Genomic DNA, 16,063 nt, shown 5'->3' with positions numbered 1-16,063 from the left:
GTCAGTCGAGCCCCGGCTCGCCGACGTCCCATCCGCCGCGCCTGATGCGCAGGATGTAGACCAATTCGTTGCTGCCGAAGGCCTCGACGGTGGTGAAACGCTTCGGTTCGGTGTTGACCTCGGGGTTGCGTGCGTGCGCCTCCTCGTAGAGCTGAGTCGCTCGGAGGTCGGCCAACTCCACTCGCGTCCAGAAATCGTCGGACTGCACCGAGTAGACCAGTCGCGGCGCTCCGTCACTGACGTGCGCGAGGTCGATGTCCTCGTCGTCGGAGTCCTCGTCCTCGAGATCCAGGTCGAGGTCGTCCTCGGAATCGACGTCCTGTTCGGCGTCGGTTCCGATCAGGTAGACACCCGCCTGCAGGTCACCGGCGGCGACCGTCATGTACTCGGCGTAGTCGCCGGTGTCGATTCCGTCCACGTCCATGTCTGTACGGTAGCCATGTGCTGCTTCGTTCACTGAACCCACTCGCCGTTGCGCGGGGAGACGATATTCCCGACGCCGTCACCATCGACGGAGTTTCTCTCTCTCGTGCGGACATCCTGGGCGCGGCTACCTCTGTTGCCGAGCGTATCGGGCGGGCAGATCGGCTCGCCATTCACGCGACGCCGTCGGTGAAGACGGTCCTCGCCGTCGTCGGTGCGTTGATTGCCGGTGTCACCGTTGTTCCCGTCCCACCGGATGCAGGCTCGGCCGAACGTGAGCACATCCTCCGAGATTCGGGTGCGCAGGCGTGGCTCGGCGAAGCGCCGCCGGACACCGCAGGTCTGACGGTGTTGCCGGTGCGTCAGCACGCACGGTCGTGGCACAGCTACCCCGAGCCGCAGCCGTCGTCGATCGCGTTCGTGCTCTACACCTCCGGCACCACCGGCCCGCCGAAAGGTGTGCTGATTTCTCGCAGCGCCATCGCGGCCGGACTCGACGCGTTGGCGCAGGCGTGGAGCTGGACGTGGAAAGACACTCTGGTGCACGGTCTTCCGCTCTTCCACGTGCACGGACTGATTCTCGGGTTGCTCGGCCCACTGCGAGTCGGCAGCCCGTTGATCCACACCGGCAAGCCGACTCCCGAGCTCTATGCTGCAGCGCGGGGTTCTCTGTATTTCGGGGTGCCGACCGTATGGTCGCGCGTCGCCGCGGATGAGACGTCCGCCCGCGCCCTGTCCCACGCCCGGTTGCTGGTGTCCGGCAGTGCGCCGCTCCCGGTTCCGGTGTTCGAGAAGCTGCGTGAGTTCACCGGTCAGGCTCCCATCGAGCGGTACGGCATGAGCGAAACCCTCATCACCATCAGCACCCGCGCCGACGGGGAGCGTCGCCCGGGTTCGGTGGGACTACCGGTCGCAGGCGTCGAAACCCGTCTGCGCGGCGAGCAGGGCGAAATCGTGCCACACGACGGTGAATCGATCGGCGCACTCCAAATCCGTTGCCCCATGCTGTTCGACGGTTACCTCAACAACCCCGACGCGACGGCGAAGACCTACACCGAGGACGGGTGGTTCGACACCGGAGATGTTGCCCTCATCGAGCCGGACGGCTTCCATCGCATCGTCGGGCGAGCGTCGACGGACCTGATCAAAACCGGCGGCTATCGAGTCGGCGCGGGGGAGATCGAGACGGTGCTGTTGGGGCATCCGAGTGTGGACGAGGTGGCTGTCGTCGGCCTGCCGGACGATGATCTGGGGCAGCGCATCGTCGCGTTCGTCGTCGGTACCGAGGTCGAGGATCGAGTGCTCATCGACCTGGTGGCCACCGAACTGTCGATCCACAAGCGGCCCCGGGAGATTCGCGTCGTCGACTCGCTTCCGCGCAATGCGATGGGCAAGGTGCAGAAGAAGCTTCTCGGCTGACTCCGCGTTGTGAGCGCGGGTCGGGGCAAACGCGCTAGCTTCGAGTCATGAACCTCGACGGCGCACGCATTCTCGTATTCGGTGCCAGTGGCGGACTCGGCGGCCCGATCGTCGAGCAACTCGCACAGGCCGGTGCGCAGCTGACCGTCAGCGGACGCAGCCTCGAGTCCTCGGAGCACCACACGGTCAATGCCGATCTGACGCTGCCGGATTCGGCTCGATCGGCGATCGCGGAGGCCGTCGAACACCACGGCGGTCTCGACGGGATCGTGATCGCCGCCGGTGTCGTAGCGTTCGGCTCGGTCGCCGAAGTCGACGACGACACCGTCGACGAGTTGCTGCTCCTCAACTACCTGGCACCGCTGCGCATCATGCGTGAAGCGCTGAACACCCTGGATCAGGGTGGATTCGTGCTCAACATCAGTGCGGTGGTCGCAGACAAGCCGATGCCCAACATGGGTGCCTACTCGGCGAGCAAGGCCGCGGCGAGTGCTCTGGTGAAAAGTGTTCGCACAGAAGCACGGAAGTCGAAGATCCGTATCGTCGACGTACGGCCACCGCACACCGAGACGGGACTCGCGACGCGGCCGATCGCCGGGCAGGCACCTAAACTACCGCAGGGTCTGACGCCGGAGGCGGTAGCAGCACGGATCGTGGCCGCGATCGTCGACGACGAAACCGACGTCGGCGCAGACCGGTTCTCTTAGGCTATTGTCGGCACCGTGACCGAGACACATGTGACCGACGCGGGCAGAAGGCTCGTGCGTCGTCGCACCATCGATCTGTGCCTGGTCTGCACTTCTTCCTGTTCGTAACTGTCGATCGAACCCAGCCCCGACGAGCTCTACACGCTCCTCGGGTCGTTCCGGCAACCTTTTTCGACGAATAGGATCACTCATGACCACATCTGTCTCCCATCTCGGCGGCGTCATCGCTGCCACCGACGACGCCGTGCGGGCCGACGCGAAGAATGCTCAGGTCGTCTTCCGCGGTTCGGCCACCGCGCACGACGCCGTCGCCAGCACCGTCACACTCGGCAAGTACAGCGTCGAGGTCGACGAGCCGCCGGCCCTCGGCGGTGAAAATACGGCCGCCAATCCGGTGGAGTACTACCTCGCCTCGCTGTTGTCCTGCCAGGTGGTCACCTACCGCGTGTGGGCCGAGAAGCTCGGTATCGTCGTCGACGACATCAGGGCCAAGGCCGAGGGCGACCTCGACGTACGCGGCTTCTTCGGGTTCGACGACGACGTGCGGCCGGGATTCGGTGAGGTACGCGTCGTCGTGACGGTCACCGGACCCGAGACCCGTGAGCGGTACGAGGAGTTGCAGCAGGCCGTCGACGATCACTGCCCGGTACTGGATCTCACGCGTAACCCCACGCCGATCCATACCGTCCTCGAAACGGCCTGACGTCATGAGCGAGCGAACATTCGGCCTGCGTACCAGAGCAATTCACGCCGGCGCGCGGCCCGACTCGGCAACCGGTTCGCGTGCGGTGCCGATCTATCAAACGGCGAGCTACGTGTTCGAGGATTCTGCTGACGCAGGGGATCTGTTCGCTCTGCAGAAGTACGGCAACGTCTACAGCCGCATCGGTAACCCGACGGTCGCCGCCTTCGAGGAGCGCATCGCGAGCCTCGAAGGCGGCATCGGAGCAGTCGCATTCGCCAGCGGGTTGGCGGCCGAGTTCGCGGTGTTCGCCGCGCTGGCCGGCACCGGTGATCACATCGTCGCGGCAGCGGGGCTGTACGGCGGAACGGTGACGCAACTCGACGTGACACTGCGGCGCTTCGGCGTCGAGACCACCTTCGTTCCCGGCACGGACCCGGCGGACTATGCAGCGGCGGTGACGGATTCGACCAAGCTGATCTACGCGGAGGTCATCGGAAACCCCTCCGGCGAGATCGCCGATCTCGAGGGTCTCGCCGCGGTCGCGCACGAGCGTGGGATTCCGCTGGTGGTCGACGCGACGATGGCGACACCGTGGTTGACTCGGCCGATCGAGTACGGAGCCGACATCGTCATCCATTCGGCAACGAAGTTCCTCGGCGGTCACGGGTCCACGCTCGGCGGCGTCGTGGTGGAGTCCGGTCGATTCGATTGGGGCCGAGGCAAGTTCCCGCAGATGACCGAGCCGGTGGCCTCGTACGGTGGATTGTCGTGGTGGGGCAACTTCGGTGAGTACGGATTTCTCACCAAACTGCGGAGCGAGCAACTGCGCGACATCGGCGCAGCACTGGCTCCGCAATCCGCCTTCACCCTGATCCAGGGCGTCGAGACGTTGCCGCAGCGCATGGACGCGCACGTTGCCAATGCGCGCGTCGTCGCCGAGTGGCTCGAGGCGGACCCACGCATCGAGTACGTGAGATGGGCTGGGTTGCAGAGTCATTCGCACCACGATCGGGCCGCGAAGTATCTGCCCTTGGGTCCGGGCGCGGTGTTCGCATTCGGAATCGAAGGTGGTCGGGACGCCGGCCGTACGTTCGTCGAGAGCGTCCAGGTGGCCAGCCACGTCGCGAACATCGGCGACGTACGCACCCTGGTGATCCACCCGGCCAGCACCACCCACAGACAGCTCAGCGATGAGCAACTGGCCGGCGCGGGGGTGGGGCCCGAACTCATTCGGATCAGTGTCGGCCTCGAAGACGATGGGGACCTGCTGTGGGATCTCGATCAGGCCTTGACTCTGGCAACCGGGAAGGCGCGGTCATGAGCGAACGAACCTGGCAGGGACCCTCCGCTCAGGACCGCCAGCGGATCTTGCGTGAGACGAGGACCGTCGCGATCGTCGGTGCGTCCAAGAACCCCTCGCGAGCAAGCTATTTCGTCAATCGGTATCTGTCCTCGACAAGCAACTACGAAATATTTCTCGTCAATCCGACGGTCTCGGACATCGAAGGAACGACCGTCTATCCGACTCTCGCGGATTTACCGAAGAGCCCGGATCTGGTCGACGTCTTTCGCAAGTACGACGATCTCCCGGAGGTGTTGAGCGAAACCATTGCCGCGCAGGCGAAGACGATCTGGTTGCAGCTCGGGTTGTGGCACGAGCAGGTGGCCAACGACGCCGAGGCTGCGGGATTGAACGTCGTCATGGACCGGTGCCTCAAGATCGAACACGCCCGCTTTCACGGCGGACTGCATCTGGCTGGATTCGATACGGGAGTGATCGATTCGCGTCGAACGCGGGGGTAGGGGTCATGCCTTCAGTAGGCGACCGCTGATTTTTGCGGCCAACGATCGTGGCGCGAGACGCACACTGCCGGCGCTGATCTTGTTGGAAAGACCGGACACGACGCTGGCAGGGGTACGGCGAGAGTCCAAGGCGCGCATAGCCGTCGAGACGACCTGCTCGGAAGTCTGGAAGTTGCCCACTGCGGCATCCTCGGATCCGACGACGTCGAAGAACTCGGTGCGCGTCGGGCCGGGGGAGAGGGCGAGGATCTTCAGCGGTGACGTGCGGTACTCGTAGGCGAGCGCCTCGGTGAAGTTCAGTACGAACGCCTTGGTCGCCCCGTATACCGCCATGTTCGGAGTGGGCTGGTACGCAGCGGTACTCGCGATGTTGATCAACGCGCCGGTCAGATTCGGCAGAAACGCATGTGTCAGATCCACCAGCGCGCTGACGTTCAATGCGATTTCCGACGCCACCCGCGCCGGATCCTCGTCGCGAAAGCGCCCGTGGGTCCCGAATCCTGCATTGTTGACCAGCGTCGTGGGTATGATCCCTTTGTCGGCCAGGGTCTTTCGTAGTGACTCGCCGATGCCCGGTACGCCCAGGTCCATGGCGACGGCGGTCGCGGTGACGCCATGGTCTGCTTCGATGCGGCGGGCAAGCGTCTCGAGTCGGTCCGCCCGTCGTGCCACGAGGACGACGTTCTCGCCGCGTGCGGCAAAGCGATGTGCGAATTCCTCGCCGAGGCCGGAGCTCGCCCCGGTGATGAGTGCAGTGGATGTCATGCGAGCAAATGTAGGCACTGTCAGCATTGTTGTCAACGCCAACATCGCCTAGGGTGAGTCCATGGCAACGGAGCGCTACCACCACGGTGATCTGCGCGCGGTGCTCCTGGAGGAGGCCGAGCAGAGCATCGCCCGCGACGGCGTAGATGCTCTGTCGCTGCGGCAGTTGGCCCGAGACGTGGGTGTCAGTCACGCAGCCCCCGCGCGCCACTTCCGCGACAAGCAAGCACTGCTGGATGCGTTGGCGCTGCACGGCTTTCAGGAAATGAATCGCAGAATGGTCGACGCGGCCACCGGGCCGGGAGAGCTGCTGGCCAAGTTTCGTGGTGTCGCCCGCGCCTACCTGGGCTTCGCCGTCGAACATCCACACCTCTTGGACGTCATGTACAGCACCAAGCATCACCCCGAGGCCAGCGAACAACTCAAAGACGTTGCGCACGAAAGCATGGCGGCGACGGAATCCTTGCTGCACGCTGCGATGGACGCGGGAGTCATCACCGAAGCATCGCCTGCCGTCCTCGCCCGCGTCGCGTTCGCGAGCGTCCACGGACTCGCCGTGCTCGCCGCCGGCGACCTCCTCGACGGCATGCCTGCCGATGACCTGCTCGACGCCACGGTCGACACCCTGCTCCGCGGATTCACCTGACCTGGTCGTTCCGCAGGCTCCACTCCTGCCATCGGGTCATTCCGCAAGCTCCACTCCTGTCTCGCTAGGTTGTCGGTATGACCGAATACGACCTGCAACGCTTCGTCGATGCCCAGGACCCCGTCTGGAACGCCGTGGTCAAGGAATTGAAGGCCGGCCGGAAGCAGACGCACTGGATGTGGTTCGTGTTTCCACAATTGGCCGGGCTGGGCCGCAGTGCCACCGCTCAACACTTCGGCATCGCAGACCTGACCGAGGCCGAGCTGTACCTGACCCACGAAGTTCTCGGGCCACGTCTGAAGAAAGCTGCGCAGCTCACTGTCGCGGTCGAGGGCAGGACGGTCGACGAGATCTTCGGTTTCCCGGACAATCTGAAGCTGCATTCGTCCATGACGCTTTTCGCCGAAGCTACCAAGGGGCACTCCGTTTTCGTCGAAGTGTTGCAGAAGTATTTCTCCGGCGAATTCGATGGCGCAACACTCGACTTGCTCGACGAGCGATACCGATAGCATCGCATCCATGACCACTCCACTCGCCGGATCCATTGCCTTCGTTCATGCCACCTGGCACCTGGACATCGTCGACCGTGCGCGGGTGGGCTTCTCCGCCGAACTGGAGAAGTTGGGCCATGCCGACACCGCGGTCGACGTCTTCGAGGTACCCGGAGCGTTCGAGATCCCGCTGCACGCGCAGCGGCTCGCCAGAACCGGAAAGTATGCCGCTATCGTCGCTGCAGCACTCGTCGTGGACGGCGGAATCTACCGACACGACTTCGTCGAAACCGCGGTGATCGACGGGCTGATGCGAGTGCAGCTCGACACCGACGTCCCCGTGTTCTCGGTGGTCCTGACTCCACATCACTTCCACGAACACGCCGATCACAACGCCTTCTTCACCGCGCACCTCGAAACCAAGGGTGCCGAGGCCGCGCGCGCCGTGGTCAAGACACTGGCTTCGCTCGGAACCATCGGCTGACGACCGGCAGCCGATGGTCGACGTGCGATCCGTGCTCGCGGAGCTCGAACGGCGGGAACCGATCTTCCACCGCCGTGAGTACGGCATCACGCGTGACGATTTCGATAGTCTGACCGATGTCGATTTCTGGGAGGTCGGTGCGTCCGGTACCCGATACGACCGTGACGAGGTGTGGGCCGCTCTGGAGAGGCGCTATAGACAGGACCCGGCAGGCGACTACGACGTCGACTGGGAAACCAGTGATTTCGAGGTCCGTGAGCTTGCCCCGGACACGTACTTGCTGACATACACCTTGCTGCAGGTCGACAGACTCACGCGGCGAGCGACGCTCTGGCAGCGACGCGCGGGGGAGTGGACAATCCTGTATCACCAGGGGACCGTCGTGCTCTAGGGCATTCCTATTAGCATGTGCCACCGACAGGTTCGGATTCTCGAATCCTTATGCACAGCAATAGTTTTCGATTTGATCATCATTGTGTATCGAACACACGTTCGATACACTTGATCCATGACCACGGAGATCTGGCAACTGAGCGAGGCAGAACTCCTCGCCGACGCCGCCGCGGTCTCCCACCAGATCCAACTGCTCGAAGCCCGACGGATTGCCCTTGTCGCCGACATCGACACCCGCGTCAGCCGAGAGAAACTCGGGTTCCCCGGACCCGCCGGCTGGCTGACCTCCACCACCCTTCTCTCACCGTCCAAAGCCACCAAGATCGTCGCCCTCGCCCGCGGCATGAAGAACTTCCCCGACATCGCCGACGCCGTGAACACCGGAGTCATGTCCGTCGACCACGCCGCGTTGATCCTCACCTTCGCCGAAACACCCCCGAAAAACCTCCCCCAAGAGGGCCGCGATGCCGCACGTAAAGCTCTGATCGCCGCCGCCACCGGACCCGAAGCGCGCACCAGCCGCATCCGCGCAGCCATCACCAGGTTGCAGGACAGCTTCGGCAACGACAAACCACCCGCCGAAGACACCGACCGCAACGAACTCTTCGCCTCCACAACCCTGAACGGGCGCCTGGTGCTCAAAGGCGACTTCGATGCGATCACCGGCGAGAAGCTGCTCACCGCACTCTCCCCGCTCACCGAACCCCAACCCGCCGCCGACGGCGGCACCCCAGACGATCGCAGTCCCGCCAAACGCAGAGCCGACGCCTTCGGGCACATCCTCGACCGCTACCTCGCCTCCAGCAACAGGCCCACCGAAGGCGGCGAAAAACCACACGTCAACCTGCACATCCGGTTGCAGGACCTCACCGACCTCCAGAGCCACGGCGACGAAGACGACATCACCGACGACGAAACCACCCGCGCCGCCGAACAATCCGACAACGACGATCCAGCCGATCCGGTCGACATCGACACCGACACCGACACCGAAAACCCGATCCACCCCGACACGGCCGACTCCGATTTCCAGGGCGACCCAGATAGCCCGGCCGCCGACCGTGGCGCGTATCGGGACCTGTTCGGTGACGGCACGTCGGTCGGATGGCTACCGTGGATGGGGCCACTCTCCCGCGAGACCTCCCGCCAACTGGCCTGCGACTGCCTTCTCACCGCCATCGTCATGGACGAGAACGGCAACCCACTCAACCTCGCCCGCACCGCACGCACCGTCACCGCGAAACAGAAACGCGCGTTGACTGCCCGCGATCACGGCTGCGCGTTCCCCGGCTGCGGCAAACCCGCCGCATGGACCGAAGGCCACCACATCTGGCACTGGGCCGACGGCGGCCCCACCGACATGAACAACCTCGTCCTACTCTGCGGATTCCACCACCGACTCCTCCACCACAGCGACTGGGAAGTGTTCATCGCCGCCGACCAGCACCCGTGGTTCGTGCCACCGGCCACCGTCGACCCTTACCGACAACCCCGACAATCCCACGCCCGAGCCGGCCCCCACATCGCCTGAACCCCACGCAAAACACACTCCAGCCCCACGCAAACACACCAGCCCCGCACCGAGAACACGGTGCGGGGCTGGAAGAGATTGTCCGTCAATCTGATTGGAGTCGATCAGGCTCTCAGTCGTTGGCGTGCAGCGCAGCGTTCAGCTCGACGCCGGTGCCCTTCCACGGCACCACCTCGACAGCCCCCGACAACGAGTTGCGACGGAACAGGAGGTTGGACTTGCCGCTCAGCGTCGCCGCCTTCACCACAGTTCCATCCGGTCCACTGACCTTCGTGCCTGCGGTGATGTACAGCCCCGCCTCGACGACGCAGTCGTCACCGAGTGAAATGCCGAGTCCGGAGTTGGCACCGAGCAGGCAGCTCTTGCCGACGGAGATGACGTTCTTGCCGCCACCGGACAGCGTGCCCATGATCGACGCACCGCCGCCCACGTCGGAACCGTCACCCACCACGACGCCCGCGGAGATGCGGCCCTCGACCATCGAGTTACCGAGCGTGCCTGCATTGAAGTTGACGAAGCCCTCGTGCATGACTGTCGTGCCACTCGCGAGGTACGCGCCGAGACGGACGCGGTCGGCGTCGGCGATCCGGACGCCGGTAGGAATGACGTAATCGACCAGGCGCGGGAACTTGTCCACGCCGTACACCGTCACCTGGCCGCGGGCGCGTAGCTTCGCACGCACAGTCTCGAAGCCCTCGACCGCGGCCGGTCCGAAGTTCGTCCAGACGACGTTGGCGAGCAGTCCGAACAGTCCGTCGAGATTCTGACCGTGCGGCTCGACCAGGCGATGCGACAGCAGATGCAGTCGTAGGTACGCGTCGTGGGCGTCGATCGGAGCATCGTCCAGAGATGCGATGTTCGTGCGCACTGCGACGACCTCGACGCCGCGCGCCTCGTCCGCACCGACCAGAGCGGCCAGCTCGTCGGGAATGTCGGTTCCTTCGAGCCGGGTCGTGCCGGTCTCGAGATCGGACCCGAGCTCCGGGCTCGGAAACCAGGTGTCGAGAACTACGCCCGACGTCGTGATGTTGGCAATACCTACTGCTGTTGCTCCCTGTGCACTCACGGCTCGAAGAATACGCGGTGGTTCGCCGCGCGTGGTTCGGTGACTGGGTGCCGCAGGTTCCAGCGCGATTTGCGGGCACACCGACCGGGGTCGCCGACGGTTCGGTCATGACGGCGGTTCGTTATCCGTTCGACTGACGAGCGTGACCACATCGGGATTCGCGGGGACCGGCCCGGGGCCGGTGGGCTGACAGAGTGACGACAATGACCACCCGCAGAGTCTCGCTCGGAAGAGGAGCAGTGTCGATGCTGGCCGGCGGGATGTCGTTCACCGGGTTGGTGACCACCTTCGCTTCGACCATCATCCTTGGAGTCGCTTTCGGCTTGGTTGTCGCCGAGGCGTGGTAGAAATGCCCATCGGCTGACAGGGGGTCGCCGTAGGCGGGGGATTCCATGAGTTCGAGCAGGTCAATAGCTATGCGTTCGATAATTTCGGTGGTCGCTGCATCACTTTTGGCGGTGACCGGCGTGGTCGGTGTCGGTACTGCAGCTGCCGCACCCAACTGCGCCGGAGTCGGCGGGAAGTCGGCAGAGGTCGCGAAAATTTCGGGGGCTGCGCTGGAGGGCCTTGCCGTCGATGGGTCGGGCCGCGCATATGTCACCGATATCGTCTCGGGCCGGGTGTTCCGCATCGACGCACCGGGGCAGCCCGCGTATCCCATTGCGAAGGTGCCCAGCGGCGGCGGCGGAGCTCTGGCGTGGATGCCCGACGGCACCCTGCTGGTCGGCTACGGTGCCGATCCCCGTGTGTTCGTCGGGGACGTCGTGAAAGCTGCCGGCGTCGTTCGACTCGACATCGACACCCTTGCCGTCACTCCCTTCGCTAAGGGACTCAGTGCAGCCAACGGACTCGCGGTCGCGGCCGACGGAACCGTCTACGCCACCAACGACTTCGGTTCGCTCATCGGGCGCATCACCCCCGATGGTTCTGTCGACCCGAGCTGGGCGCGCTTACCGAGCGCCAACGGCGCGGTGCTCGATGCCACTGGGAAATATCTCTACGTCTCTCGGACGTTCGTGAACGCGGGCGTCAGTCGAATTCCGACTGCGAATCCGTCGGCACCGGAAGACCTGCTCGATCTGAAGGGGCTCGATTCGTTGGCTGCCCCGGACGGTCTCACTCTCGACGCCGCCGGCCGTCCGGTGGTACCGCTCAATGCAGGCGGTTCCGTCGTCCGCATCGATGCACCGGGGGTCACCTGCGTGATCGGTACCGGTACTCGGTTGACCAGTGTCGTCTCCTACGGTCGCTCCGAGCAGGGCTTTTCGAGCGGAAGATTGTTCGGCGCAGGCTTCGACGGCGTGGTCCGCGAGATTCCGGGGCCCAAAGCCTAGGGTTGTCGCCGTGACGCTCGATTTGCATGCCGACCCGATAGACCTCACTGCAGCGCTGGTGGACATCCCCAGTGTCAGTGAGGACGAGGCGCGTATCGCCGACGAGGTGGAGCAGGCACTCCGCGAGCAGACCACGGGCTTCGAGATAATTCGGAGCGGCAACGCCGTCCTGGCCAGGACCAACCGCGGGCTGGGATCACGGGTGATGCTCGCCGGCCATCTCGACACCGTGCCGATTGCCGACAACGTCCCGTCGAGGCGCGAGCACGAGAGCGCCGAGGGGGACATCCTGCACGGCTGCGGGACCGTCGACATGAAGTCGGGCGATGCGGTGTTTCTTCACCTCGCCGCGACGATCGACAACCCGGCACACGACCTGACTCTGGTGTTCTACGACTGCGAGGAGATCGCTGCCTCACGCAACGGTCTCGGTCGCATCGAACGTGAGCTACCCGAATGGCTGAACGCCGACGTCGCGATTCTGGGCGAACCGTCCGGAGGATTCATCGAAGCTGGTTGCCAAGGGACACTGCGCGTTCGGCTGACGGCGTCGGGAACCCGAGCACACAGTGCCCGATCGTGGCTGGGTGACAACGCAATTCACAAGTTCGGCGCGGTGCTCAATCGCCTGGCGGCCTACCACGCTCGCAGCGTCGATATCGATGGGTGCGTGTATCGCGAAGGCCTGCAAGCAGTTCGGATCGCCGGCGGGGTGGCGGGCAATGTCGTCCCCGACGCTGCCGAGCTCGACGTCAATTTCCGCTTCGCACCGGACCGCAGTGTCGACGAGGCCGTCGAGCATGTGCGTGAGTTGGTCGACGGGCTCGATCTCGGGTTCGAGGTGACCGATTCTTCACCGGGTGCGCTGCCCGGTCTGAACCAGCCTGCTGCTGCTGCCCTCATCGAGGCAGCGGGAGGCCAGTTCCGGGCCAAGTACGGCTGGACCGACGTCTCCCGGTTCTCGGCCCTCGGCATACCCGCAGTCAACTACGGACCGGGCGATCCCAACCTCGCCCACAAGCGCGACGAGCGCGTCCCGGTCGAACAGATCACCCACGTCACACAGGTTCTACGGAGCTATCTCTCCGCCGGATAGCCTGAACGCCATGAACAGCGTCGAGGGCCCAGGTAGTTCAGAACAGATCGGCGGCGAAAAGCCCGCCAAACACAAGGGATCCGTCGTACTGCGCCGCAGTCGAAACACCGAGACGTCCACCTCGGACCAACGATTGCTCGACGAACGCGGATCCGGTAATTGGATCCACTCGGACACCTGGCGCGTGCTGCGCATCCAAAGCGAATTCGTCGAAGGTTTCGGTGCGCTGGCCGAGGTGCCGCGAGCGGTGACGGTGTTCGGTTCGGCCCGTACACCGGTCGACCATCCCGAATACGAGCGGGCGCGTGAACTCGGAGCTGCTCTGGCGAGCGAAGGCTTCGCCGTGATCACCGGCGGCGGTCCCGGTGCGATGGAAGGCGCGAACCGCGGCGCGAGCGAGGCCGACGGGTACTCCATCGGACTCGGCATCGAGCTGCCGTTCGAGCAGGGCCTCAACGACTGGGTCGATCTCGGTGTCAATTTTCGGTACTTCTTCGTGCGTAAGACCATGTTCGTCAAGTACTCCCAAGCGTTCGTGTGCCTGCCCGGAGGCTTCGGTACTCTCGACGAGCTCTTCGAGGCACTCACGCTCGTGCAGACCGCGAAGGTCACCCGATTCCCGATCGTGTTGCTGGGCAAGGACTTCTGGTCGGGATTGCTCGATTGGATCAAGACCACTCTCGTGAAAGAAGGCAAGGTGTCCGAGAAGGACCTCGACCTCATCCATTGCACCGACAGCGTCGACGAGGCCGTCCGCATCGTCCGTGAGGCCCAGCAGTGAGCGAGCAGCCGGTTGGCGTCCCGGCGATCAGCGTGTGTGTCTACTGCGCATCGGGACCCGTCGACGCGTCGTTCATCGATCTGGCGCGTGAGGTCGGTACCGAGATCGGTCGACGTGGTTGGCAGCTGGTGTCGGGCGGCGGCAACGTTTCGATGATGGGCGCGGTGGCCGCGGCGACACGCGCTGCCGGAGGTAACACCGTCGGTGTCATCCCGAAAGCGCTCGTGCACCGCGAGGTCGCGGACGTCGATGCCGACGAGTTGATCGTCACCGACACGATGCGTGAGCGGAAAAAGATCATGGAGGACCGAGCCGACGCGTTCATCACGTTGCCCGGCGGCATCGGAACACTGGAAGAACTCTTCGAGACGTGGACGGCCGGCTACCTGGGCATGCACAGCAAGCCGATGGTGATGCTCGATCCGTTCGGGCATTTCGACGGCCTGATGCAATGGATCGACGGTCTGAGCTCCACCGGGTTCGTGCAACAACGAGCCCTCGACGCGCTCGTACGCACCACTTCGGTCGACGAGGCGCTGGACGTGTGCGGCGCGTTGTGAAAGTTCACCAACCGAGCCCGCCTGACGAAGTGCTGGAAGTTGTTACTCTCTAGTAGGGTTAGTTATCTCACATCGTCTCAAAGGGGAGCTCATGGCTGTCGATGCCCGTCAGAAAATCGGAGTGACCGACCTCGCGGTCGCGTTGCCGAAAATGGTGACGGAGGTGCCGAGCCTGCTCAAGGGTCTGGCGGGCTTCACCCGCAAGCCCGACCACAAGGTGTCCATCGGACTGATTTTCCAGGACGCGGCAGCCAAGAACAGCAGTCGACCGTTCGTCCGGTTCGAGGGTGAGTCGATCTCCTACAAGGACGCGAACGCACTGGTCAATCAGTACGCCGCGGTGTTCGCCGACCGGGGTGTCGTACGCGGCGACGTCGTCGGTGTGCTGAGCAAGAACCGCCCGGAGGCACTCTTCGCGGCCCTGGCTGCCGTCAAGCTCGGTGCCACCGCAGGCATGCTCAACTACAACCAGCGCGGCGATGTGCTCGAGCACAGTCTCGGAATTCTCGACGCGAAGGTCCTGGTTCTCGACGAGAACGCGCAGGAAGCGCTGGATTCTCTGGACGGCGAGCCCAAGGTCGGGTCGGTGTTGCCGCTGAAGGAGCTGGGCGAGCTCGCTGCGAAGGCGTCGAGCGCCAACCCGTCGGTCACCGCGGAGATCCAGGCCAAGGAGAAGGCGTTCTACATCTTCACCTCGGGAACTACGGGCATGCCCAAGGCCAGCCTGATGAGCCACTTCCGTTGGCTCAAGTCGATGTCGGGCCTGGGCAACATGGGTGTGCGACTGCGCGGTGACGACGTCATCTACTGCTGCCTTCCGCTCTATCACAACAACGCTCTGACGGTGACACTGTCGTCGGTGCTGGCCGGCGGCGCGACGATGGCCATCGGTAAGCAGTTCTCGGTCAGCAACTTCTGGGAAGACATTCGCGTCAACAAGGCCACGGCGTTCACCTACATCGGTGAGCTCTGCCGGTACTTGCTCACGCAGCCGAAGAAGGATTCCGACCGGGACAACTCGGTCAAGCTGATCGTCGGCAACGGATTGCGGCCGGAGATCTGGGAGGAGTTCACCGAGCGATTCGGTATCTCCCGCGTCGCGGAGTTCTACGGTGCCAGCGAATGCAACATCGCCTTCATCAACGCACTGAACATGAAGAAGACTGCCGGAATCTGCCCGCTGCCGTATGCCGTGGTGCAGTACGACGAAGAGTCGGGCAAGGCCAAGCGCGGCCACGACGGCAAGCTCCGCAAGGTCGGCACCGGTGAAGTGGGCCTGCTGCTGTCCAAGATCACCGACCGGGCACCGTTCGACGGGTATTCCGACGACAACGCCACCGAGAAGAAGATGGTGCGCGACGGATTCAAGGACGGTGACGCGTGGTTCGACACCGGCGACCTCGTGCGTAAGCAGGGCTGGATGCACGTCGCCTTCGTCGACCGCCTCGGCGACACGTTCCGGTGGAAGGGCGAGAACGTCGCCACGACCCAGGTCGAAGGTGCACTCGGTAGCCATCCGGCAGTGGACGGTGCCGTCGTCTACGGCGTCGACATCGAGGGTGCAGACGGTAAGGCCGGCATGGCTGCGGTGACGTTGCGCGACGGTGAGTCCTTCGACGGCAAGTCGTTCGCCGGGCACCTCTACGACAAGTTGCCGACATACGCGGTGCCGTTGTTCATCCGCGTCGTCGACAGCCTCGAGCAGACCTCGACGTTCAAGAGCCAGAAGGTCGCCCTGCGCAAGCTCGGGTACGAGGAAGACAGCGACAGCGACCTGTACGTGCTGCGCGGCAAGTCCGGTGGCTACGAGAAGTTCTACGACGGTTACGTCGACGAGGTGGCCGCAGGCAAGGCCCCGAAGGGATAGGGCCGGTTCCCG

19 protein-coding genes are annotated in these 16,063 nt (G+C 64.3%); 16 read left to right on the top strand and 3 right to left on the bottom strand.

The features are described from left to right. Window position 1: 1 nt before the first annotated feature. Window positions 2-424 (bottom strand): hypothetical protein, encoded by a 423-nt coding sequence (locus E4P29_RS00200; RefSeq protein ID WP_135040927.1) that lies wholly within the window; start codon window positions 422-424, stop codon window positions 2-4. Between the two features lie 17 nt (window positions 425-441). On the opposite strand from E4P29_RS00200, the gene E4P29_RS00195 reads away from it, so the two are divergent. From E4P29_RS00195 to E4P29_RS00175, 5 genes are all read left to right on the top strand, one after another. Next, on the top strand, window positions 442-1,842 hold the full coding sequence (locus E4P29_RS00195; RefSeq protein WP_209205248.1) for an acyl-CoA synthetase: 1,401 nt from the start codon (window positions 442-444) through the stop codon (window positions 1,840-1,842). 47 nt (window positions 1,843-1,889) lie between these two features. Further along, window positions 1,890-2,549 (top strand): SDR family oxidoreductase, encoded by a 660-nt coding sequence (locus E4P29_RS00190; RefSeq protein ID WP_135040923.1) that lies wholly within the window; start codon window positions 1,890-1,892, stop codon window positions 2,547-2,549. Between the two features lie 190 nt (window positions 2,550-2,739). Then, window positions 2,740-3,252: an OsmC family protein gene (locus E4P29_RS00185; RefSeq protein ID WP_135040921.1), complete on the top strand. Its 513-nt coding sequence runs from the start codon at window positions 2,740-2,742 to the stop codon at window positions 3,250-3,252. A 4-nt stretch (window positions 3,253-3,256) separates the two neighbouring features. Further along, on the top strand, window positions 3,257-4,555 hold the full coding sequence (locus E4P29_RS00180; protein ID WP_135040919.1) for an O-acetylhomoserine aminocarboxypropyltransferase/cysteine synthase family protein: 1,299 nt from the start codon (window positions 3,257-3,259) through the stop codon (window positions 4,553-4,555). Further along, window positions 4,552-5,037, top strand: coding sequence for a CoA-binding protein (locus tag E4P29_RS00175; RefSeq protein ID WP_135040917.1), 486 nt, complete (start codon window positions 4,552-4,554; stop codon window positions 5,035-5,037). The genes E4P29_RS00180 and E4P29_RS00175 overlap by 4 nt, the downstream gene beginning before the upstream one ends. A 3-nt stretch (window positions 5,038-5,040) precedes the next feature. Here E4P29_RS00175 and E4P29_RS00170 read toward each other — a convergent pair whose 3' ends face one another. Continuing rightward, window positions 5,041-5,802 carry an SDR family oxidoreductase gene (locus tag E4P29_RS00170; RefSeq protein ID WP_245154085.1) on the bottom strand — a complete coding sequence of 254 codons (762 nt, stop codon included), beginning with the start codon at window positions 5,800-5,802 and terminating at the stop codon, window positions 5,041-5,043. Window positions 5,803-5,863: 61 nt separating this feature from the next. On the opposite strand from E4P29_RS00170, the gene E4P29_RS00165 reads away from it, so the two are divergent. The 5 genes from E4P29_RS00165 (at window position 5,864) to E4P29_RS00145 (ending at window position 9,347) form a co-directional block, all read left to right on the top strand. Then, on the top strand, window positions 5,864-6,448 hold the full coding sequence (locus E4P29_RS00165) for a TetR/AcrR family transcriptional regulator (protein ID WP_135040913.1): 585 nt from the start codon (window positions 5,864-5,866) through the stop codon (window positions 6,446-6,448). Window positions 6,449-6,525: 77 nt separating this feature from the next. After that, a complete protein-coding gene (locus E4P29_RS00160) occupies window positions 6,526-6,957 on the top strand; it encodes a DUF1810 domain-containing protein (RefSeq protein WP_135040911.1) in 432 nt (143 codons plus the stop codon). A 10-nt stretch (window positions 6,958-6,967) separates the two neighbouring features. Further along, window positions 6,968-7,423: a 6,7-dimethyl-8-ribityllumazine synthase gene (locus E4P29_RS00155; RefSeq protein WP_135040909.1), complete on the top strand. Its 456-nt coding sequence runs from the start codon at window positions 6,968-6,970 to the stop codon at window positions 7,421-7,423. 13 nt (window positions 7,424-7,436) lie between these two features. Beyond that, window positions 7,437-7,814, top strand: a complete 378-nt coding sequence (locus E4P29_RS00150; RefSeq protein ID WP_135040907.1) for a DUF4440 domain-containing protein — start codon at window positions 7,437-7,439, stop codon at window positions 7,812-7,814. Window positions 7,815-7,931: 117 nt separating this feature from the next. Further along, on the top strand, window positions 7,932-9,347 hold the full coding sequence (locus tag E4P29_RS00145; protein WP_135040905.1) for an HNH endonuclease signature motif containing protein: 1,416 nt from the start codon (window positions 7,932-7,934) through the stop codon (window positions 9,345-9,347). A 112-nt stretch (window positions 9,348-9,459) separates the two neighbouring features. Here the strand turns inward: E4P29_RS00145 and dapD are convergent, their stop codons facing one another. Continuing rightward, complete coding sequence (gene dapD, locus E4P29_RS00140) at window positions 9,460-10,413, bottom strand: 2,3,4,5-tetrahydropyridine-2,6-dicarboxylate N-succinyltransferase (protein WP_135040903.1); 954 nt, start codon at window positions 10,411-10,413, stop codon at window positions 9,460-9,462. A 203-nt stretch (window positions 10,414-10,616) separates the two neighbouring features. On the opposite strand from dapD, the gene E4P29_RS25805 reads away from it, so the two are divergent. From E4P29_RS25805 to E4P29_RS00115, 6 genes are all read left to right on the top strand, one after another. After that, complete coding sequence (locus E4P29_RS25805) at window positions 10,617-10,760, top strand: hypothetical protein (protein ID WP_167735340.1); 144 nt, start codon at window positions 10,617-10,619, stop codon at window positions 10,758-10,760. 69 nt (window positions 10,761-10,829) lie between these two features. Next, on the top strand, window positions 10,830-11,747 hold the full coding sequence (locus tag E4P29_RS00135; protein ID WP_245154084.1) for an SMP-30/gluconolactonase/LRE family protein: 918 nt from the start codon (window positions 10,830-10,832) through the stop codon (window positions 11,745-11,747). A 10-nt stretch (window positions 11,748-11,757) separates the two neighbouring features. Beyond that, on the top strand, window positions 11,758-12,843 hold the full coding sequence (dapE, locus tag E4P29_RS00130; RefSeq protein WP_135040899.1) for a succinyl-diaminopimelate desuccinylase: 1,086 nt from the start codon (window positions 11,758-11,760) through the stop codon (window positions 12,841-12,843). Window positions 12,844-12,853: 10 nt separating this feature from the next. Beyond that, window positions 12,854-13,624, top strand: coding sequence for a TIGR00730 family Rossman fold protein (locus E4P29_RS00125; RefSeq protein WP_135040897.1), 771 nt, complete (start codon window positions 12,854-12,856; stop codon window positions 13,622-13,624). Continuing rightward, a complete protein-coding gene (locus E4P29_RS00120) occupies window positions 13,621-14,184 on the top strand; it encodes a TIGR00730 family Rossman fold protein (RefSeq protein ID WP_209205247.1) in 564 nt (187 codons plus the stop codon). The genes E4P29_RS00125 and E4P29_RS00120 overlap by 4 nt, the downstream gene beginning before the upstream one ends. A gap of 91 nt (window positions 14,185-14,275) precedes the next feature. Beyond that, complete coding sequence (locus tag E4P29_RS00115; RefSeq protein WP_135040895.1) at window positions 14,276-16,051, top strand: long-chain-acyl-CoA synthetase; 1,776 nt, start codon at window positions 14,276-14,278, stop codon at window positions 16,049-16,051. The last annotated feature ends 12 nt before the right edge of the window (window positions 16,052-16,063 follow it).

The sequence above is a fragment of the Rhodococcus sp. 1R11 genome (assembly GCF_004563845.1).
Lineage (GTDB): Bacteria > Actinomycetota > Actinomycetes > Mycobacteriales > Mycobacteriaceae > Rhodococcoides.
This window is presented reverse-complemented; position numbering and strand designations above follow the sequence as displayed.

Excerpts from the sequence above, each read along its gene's own strand:
- E4P29_RS00165 (WP_135040913.1), top strand. The coding sequence starts at position 5,864 with ATGGCAACGGAGCGCTACCACCACGGTGATCTGCGCGCGGTGCTCCTG.
- E4P29_RS00145 (WP_135040905.1), top strand. The coding sequence starts at position 7,932 with ATGACCACGGAGATCTGGCAACTGAGCGAGGCAGAACTCCTCGCCGAC.
- E4P29_RS00135 (WP_245154084.1), top strand. The coding sequence starts at position 10,830 with ATGCGTTCGATAATTTCGGTGGTCGCTGCATCACTTTTGGCGGTGACC.
- E4P29_RS00175 (WP_135040917.1), top strand. The coding sequence starts at position 4,552 with ATGAGCGAACGAACCTGGCAGGGACCCTCCGCTCAGGACCGCCAGCGG.
- E4P29_RS25805 (WP_167735340.1), top strand. The coding sequence starts at position 10,617 with ATGACCACCCGCAGAGTCTCGCTCGGAAGAGGAGCAGTGTCGATGCTG.
- E4P29_RS00190 (WP_135040923.1), top strand. The coding sequence starts at position 1,890 with ATGAACCTCGACGGCGCACGCATTCTCGTATTCGGTGCCAGTGGCGGA.
- E4P29_RS00200 (WP_135040927.1), bottom strand. The coding sequence starts at position 424 with ATGGACGTGGACGGAATCGACACCGGCGACTACGCCGAGTACATGACG.
- E4P29_RS00180 (WP_135040919.1), top strand. The coding sequence starts at position 3,257 with ATGAGCGAGCGAACATTCGGCCTGCGTACCAGAGCAATTCACGCCGGC.
- E4P29_RS00115 (WP_135040895.1), top strand. The coding sequence starts at position 14,276 with ATGGCTGTCGATGCCCGTCAGAAAATCGGAGTGACCGACCTCGCGGTC.
- E4P29_RS00155 (WP_135040909.1), top strand. The coding sequence starts at position 6,968 with ATGACCACTCCACTCGCCGGATCCATTGCCTTCGTTCATGCCACCTGG.
- E4P29_RS00150 (WP_135040907.1), top strand. The coding sequence starts at position 7,437 with ATGGTCGACGTGCGATCCGTGCTCGCGGAGCTCGAACGGCGGGAACCG.
- E4P29_RS00170 (WP_245154085.1), bottom strand. The coding sequence starts at position 5,802 with ATGACATCCACTGCACTCATCACCGGGGCGAGCTCCGGCCTCGGCGAG.
- E4P29_RS00185 (WP_135040921.1), top strand. The coding sequence starts at position 2,740 with ATGACCACATCTGTCTCCCATCTCGGCGGCGTCATCGCTGCCACCGAC.
- E4P29_RS00160 (WP_135040911.1), top strand. The coding sequence starts at position 6,526 with ATGACCGAATACGACCTGCAACGCTTCGTCGATGCCCAGGACCCCGTC.
- E4P29_RS00125 (WP_135040897.1), top strand. The coding sequence starts at position 12,854 with ATGAACAGCGTCGAGGGCCCAGGTAGTTCAGAACAGATCGGCGGCGAA.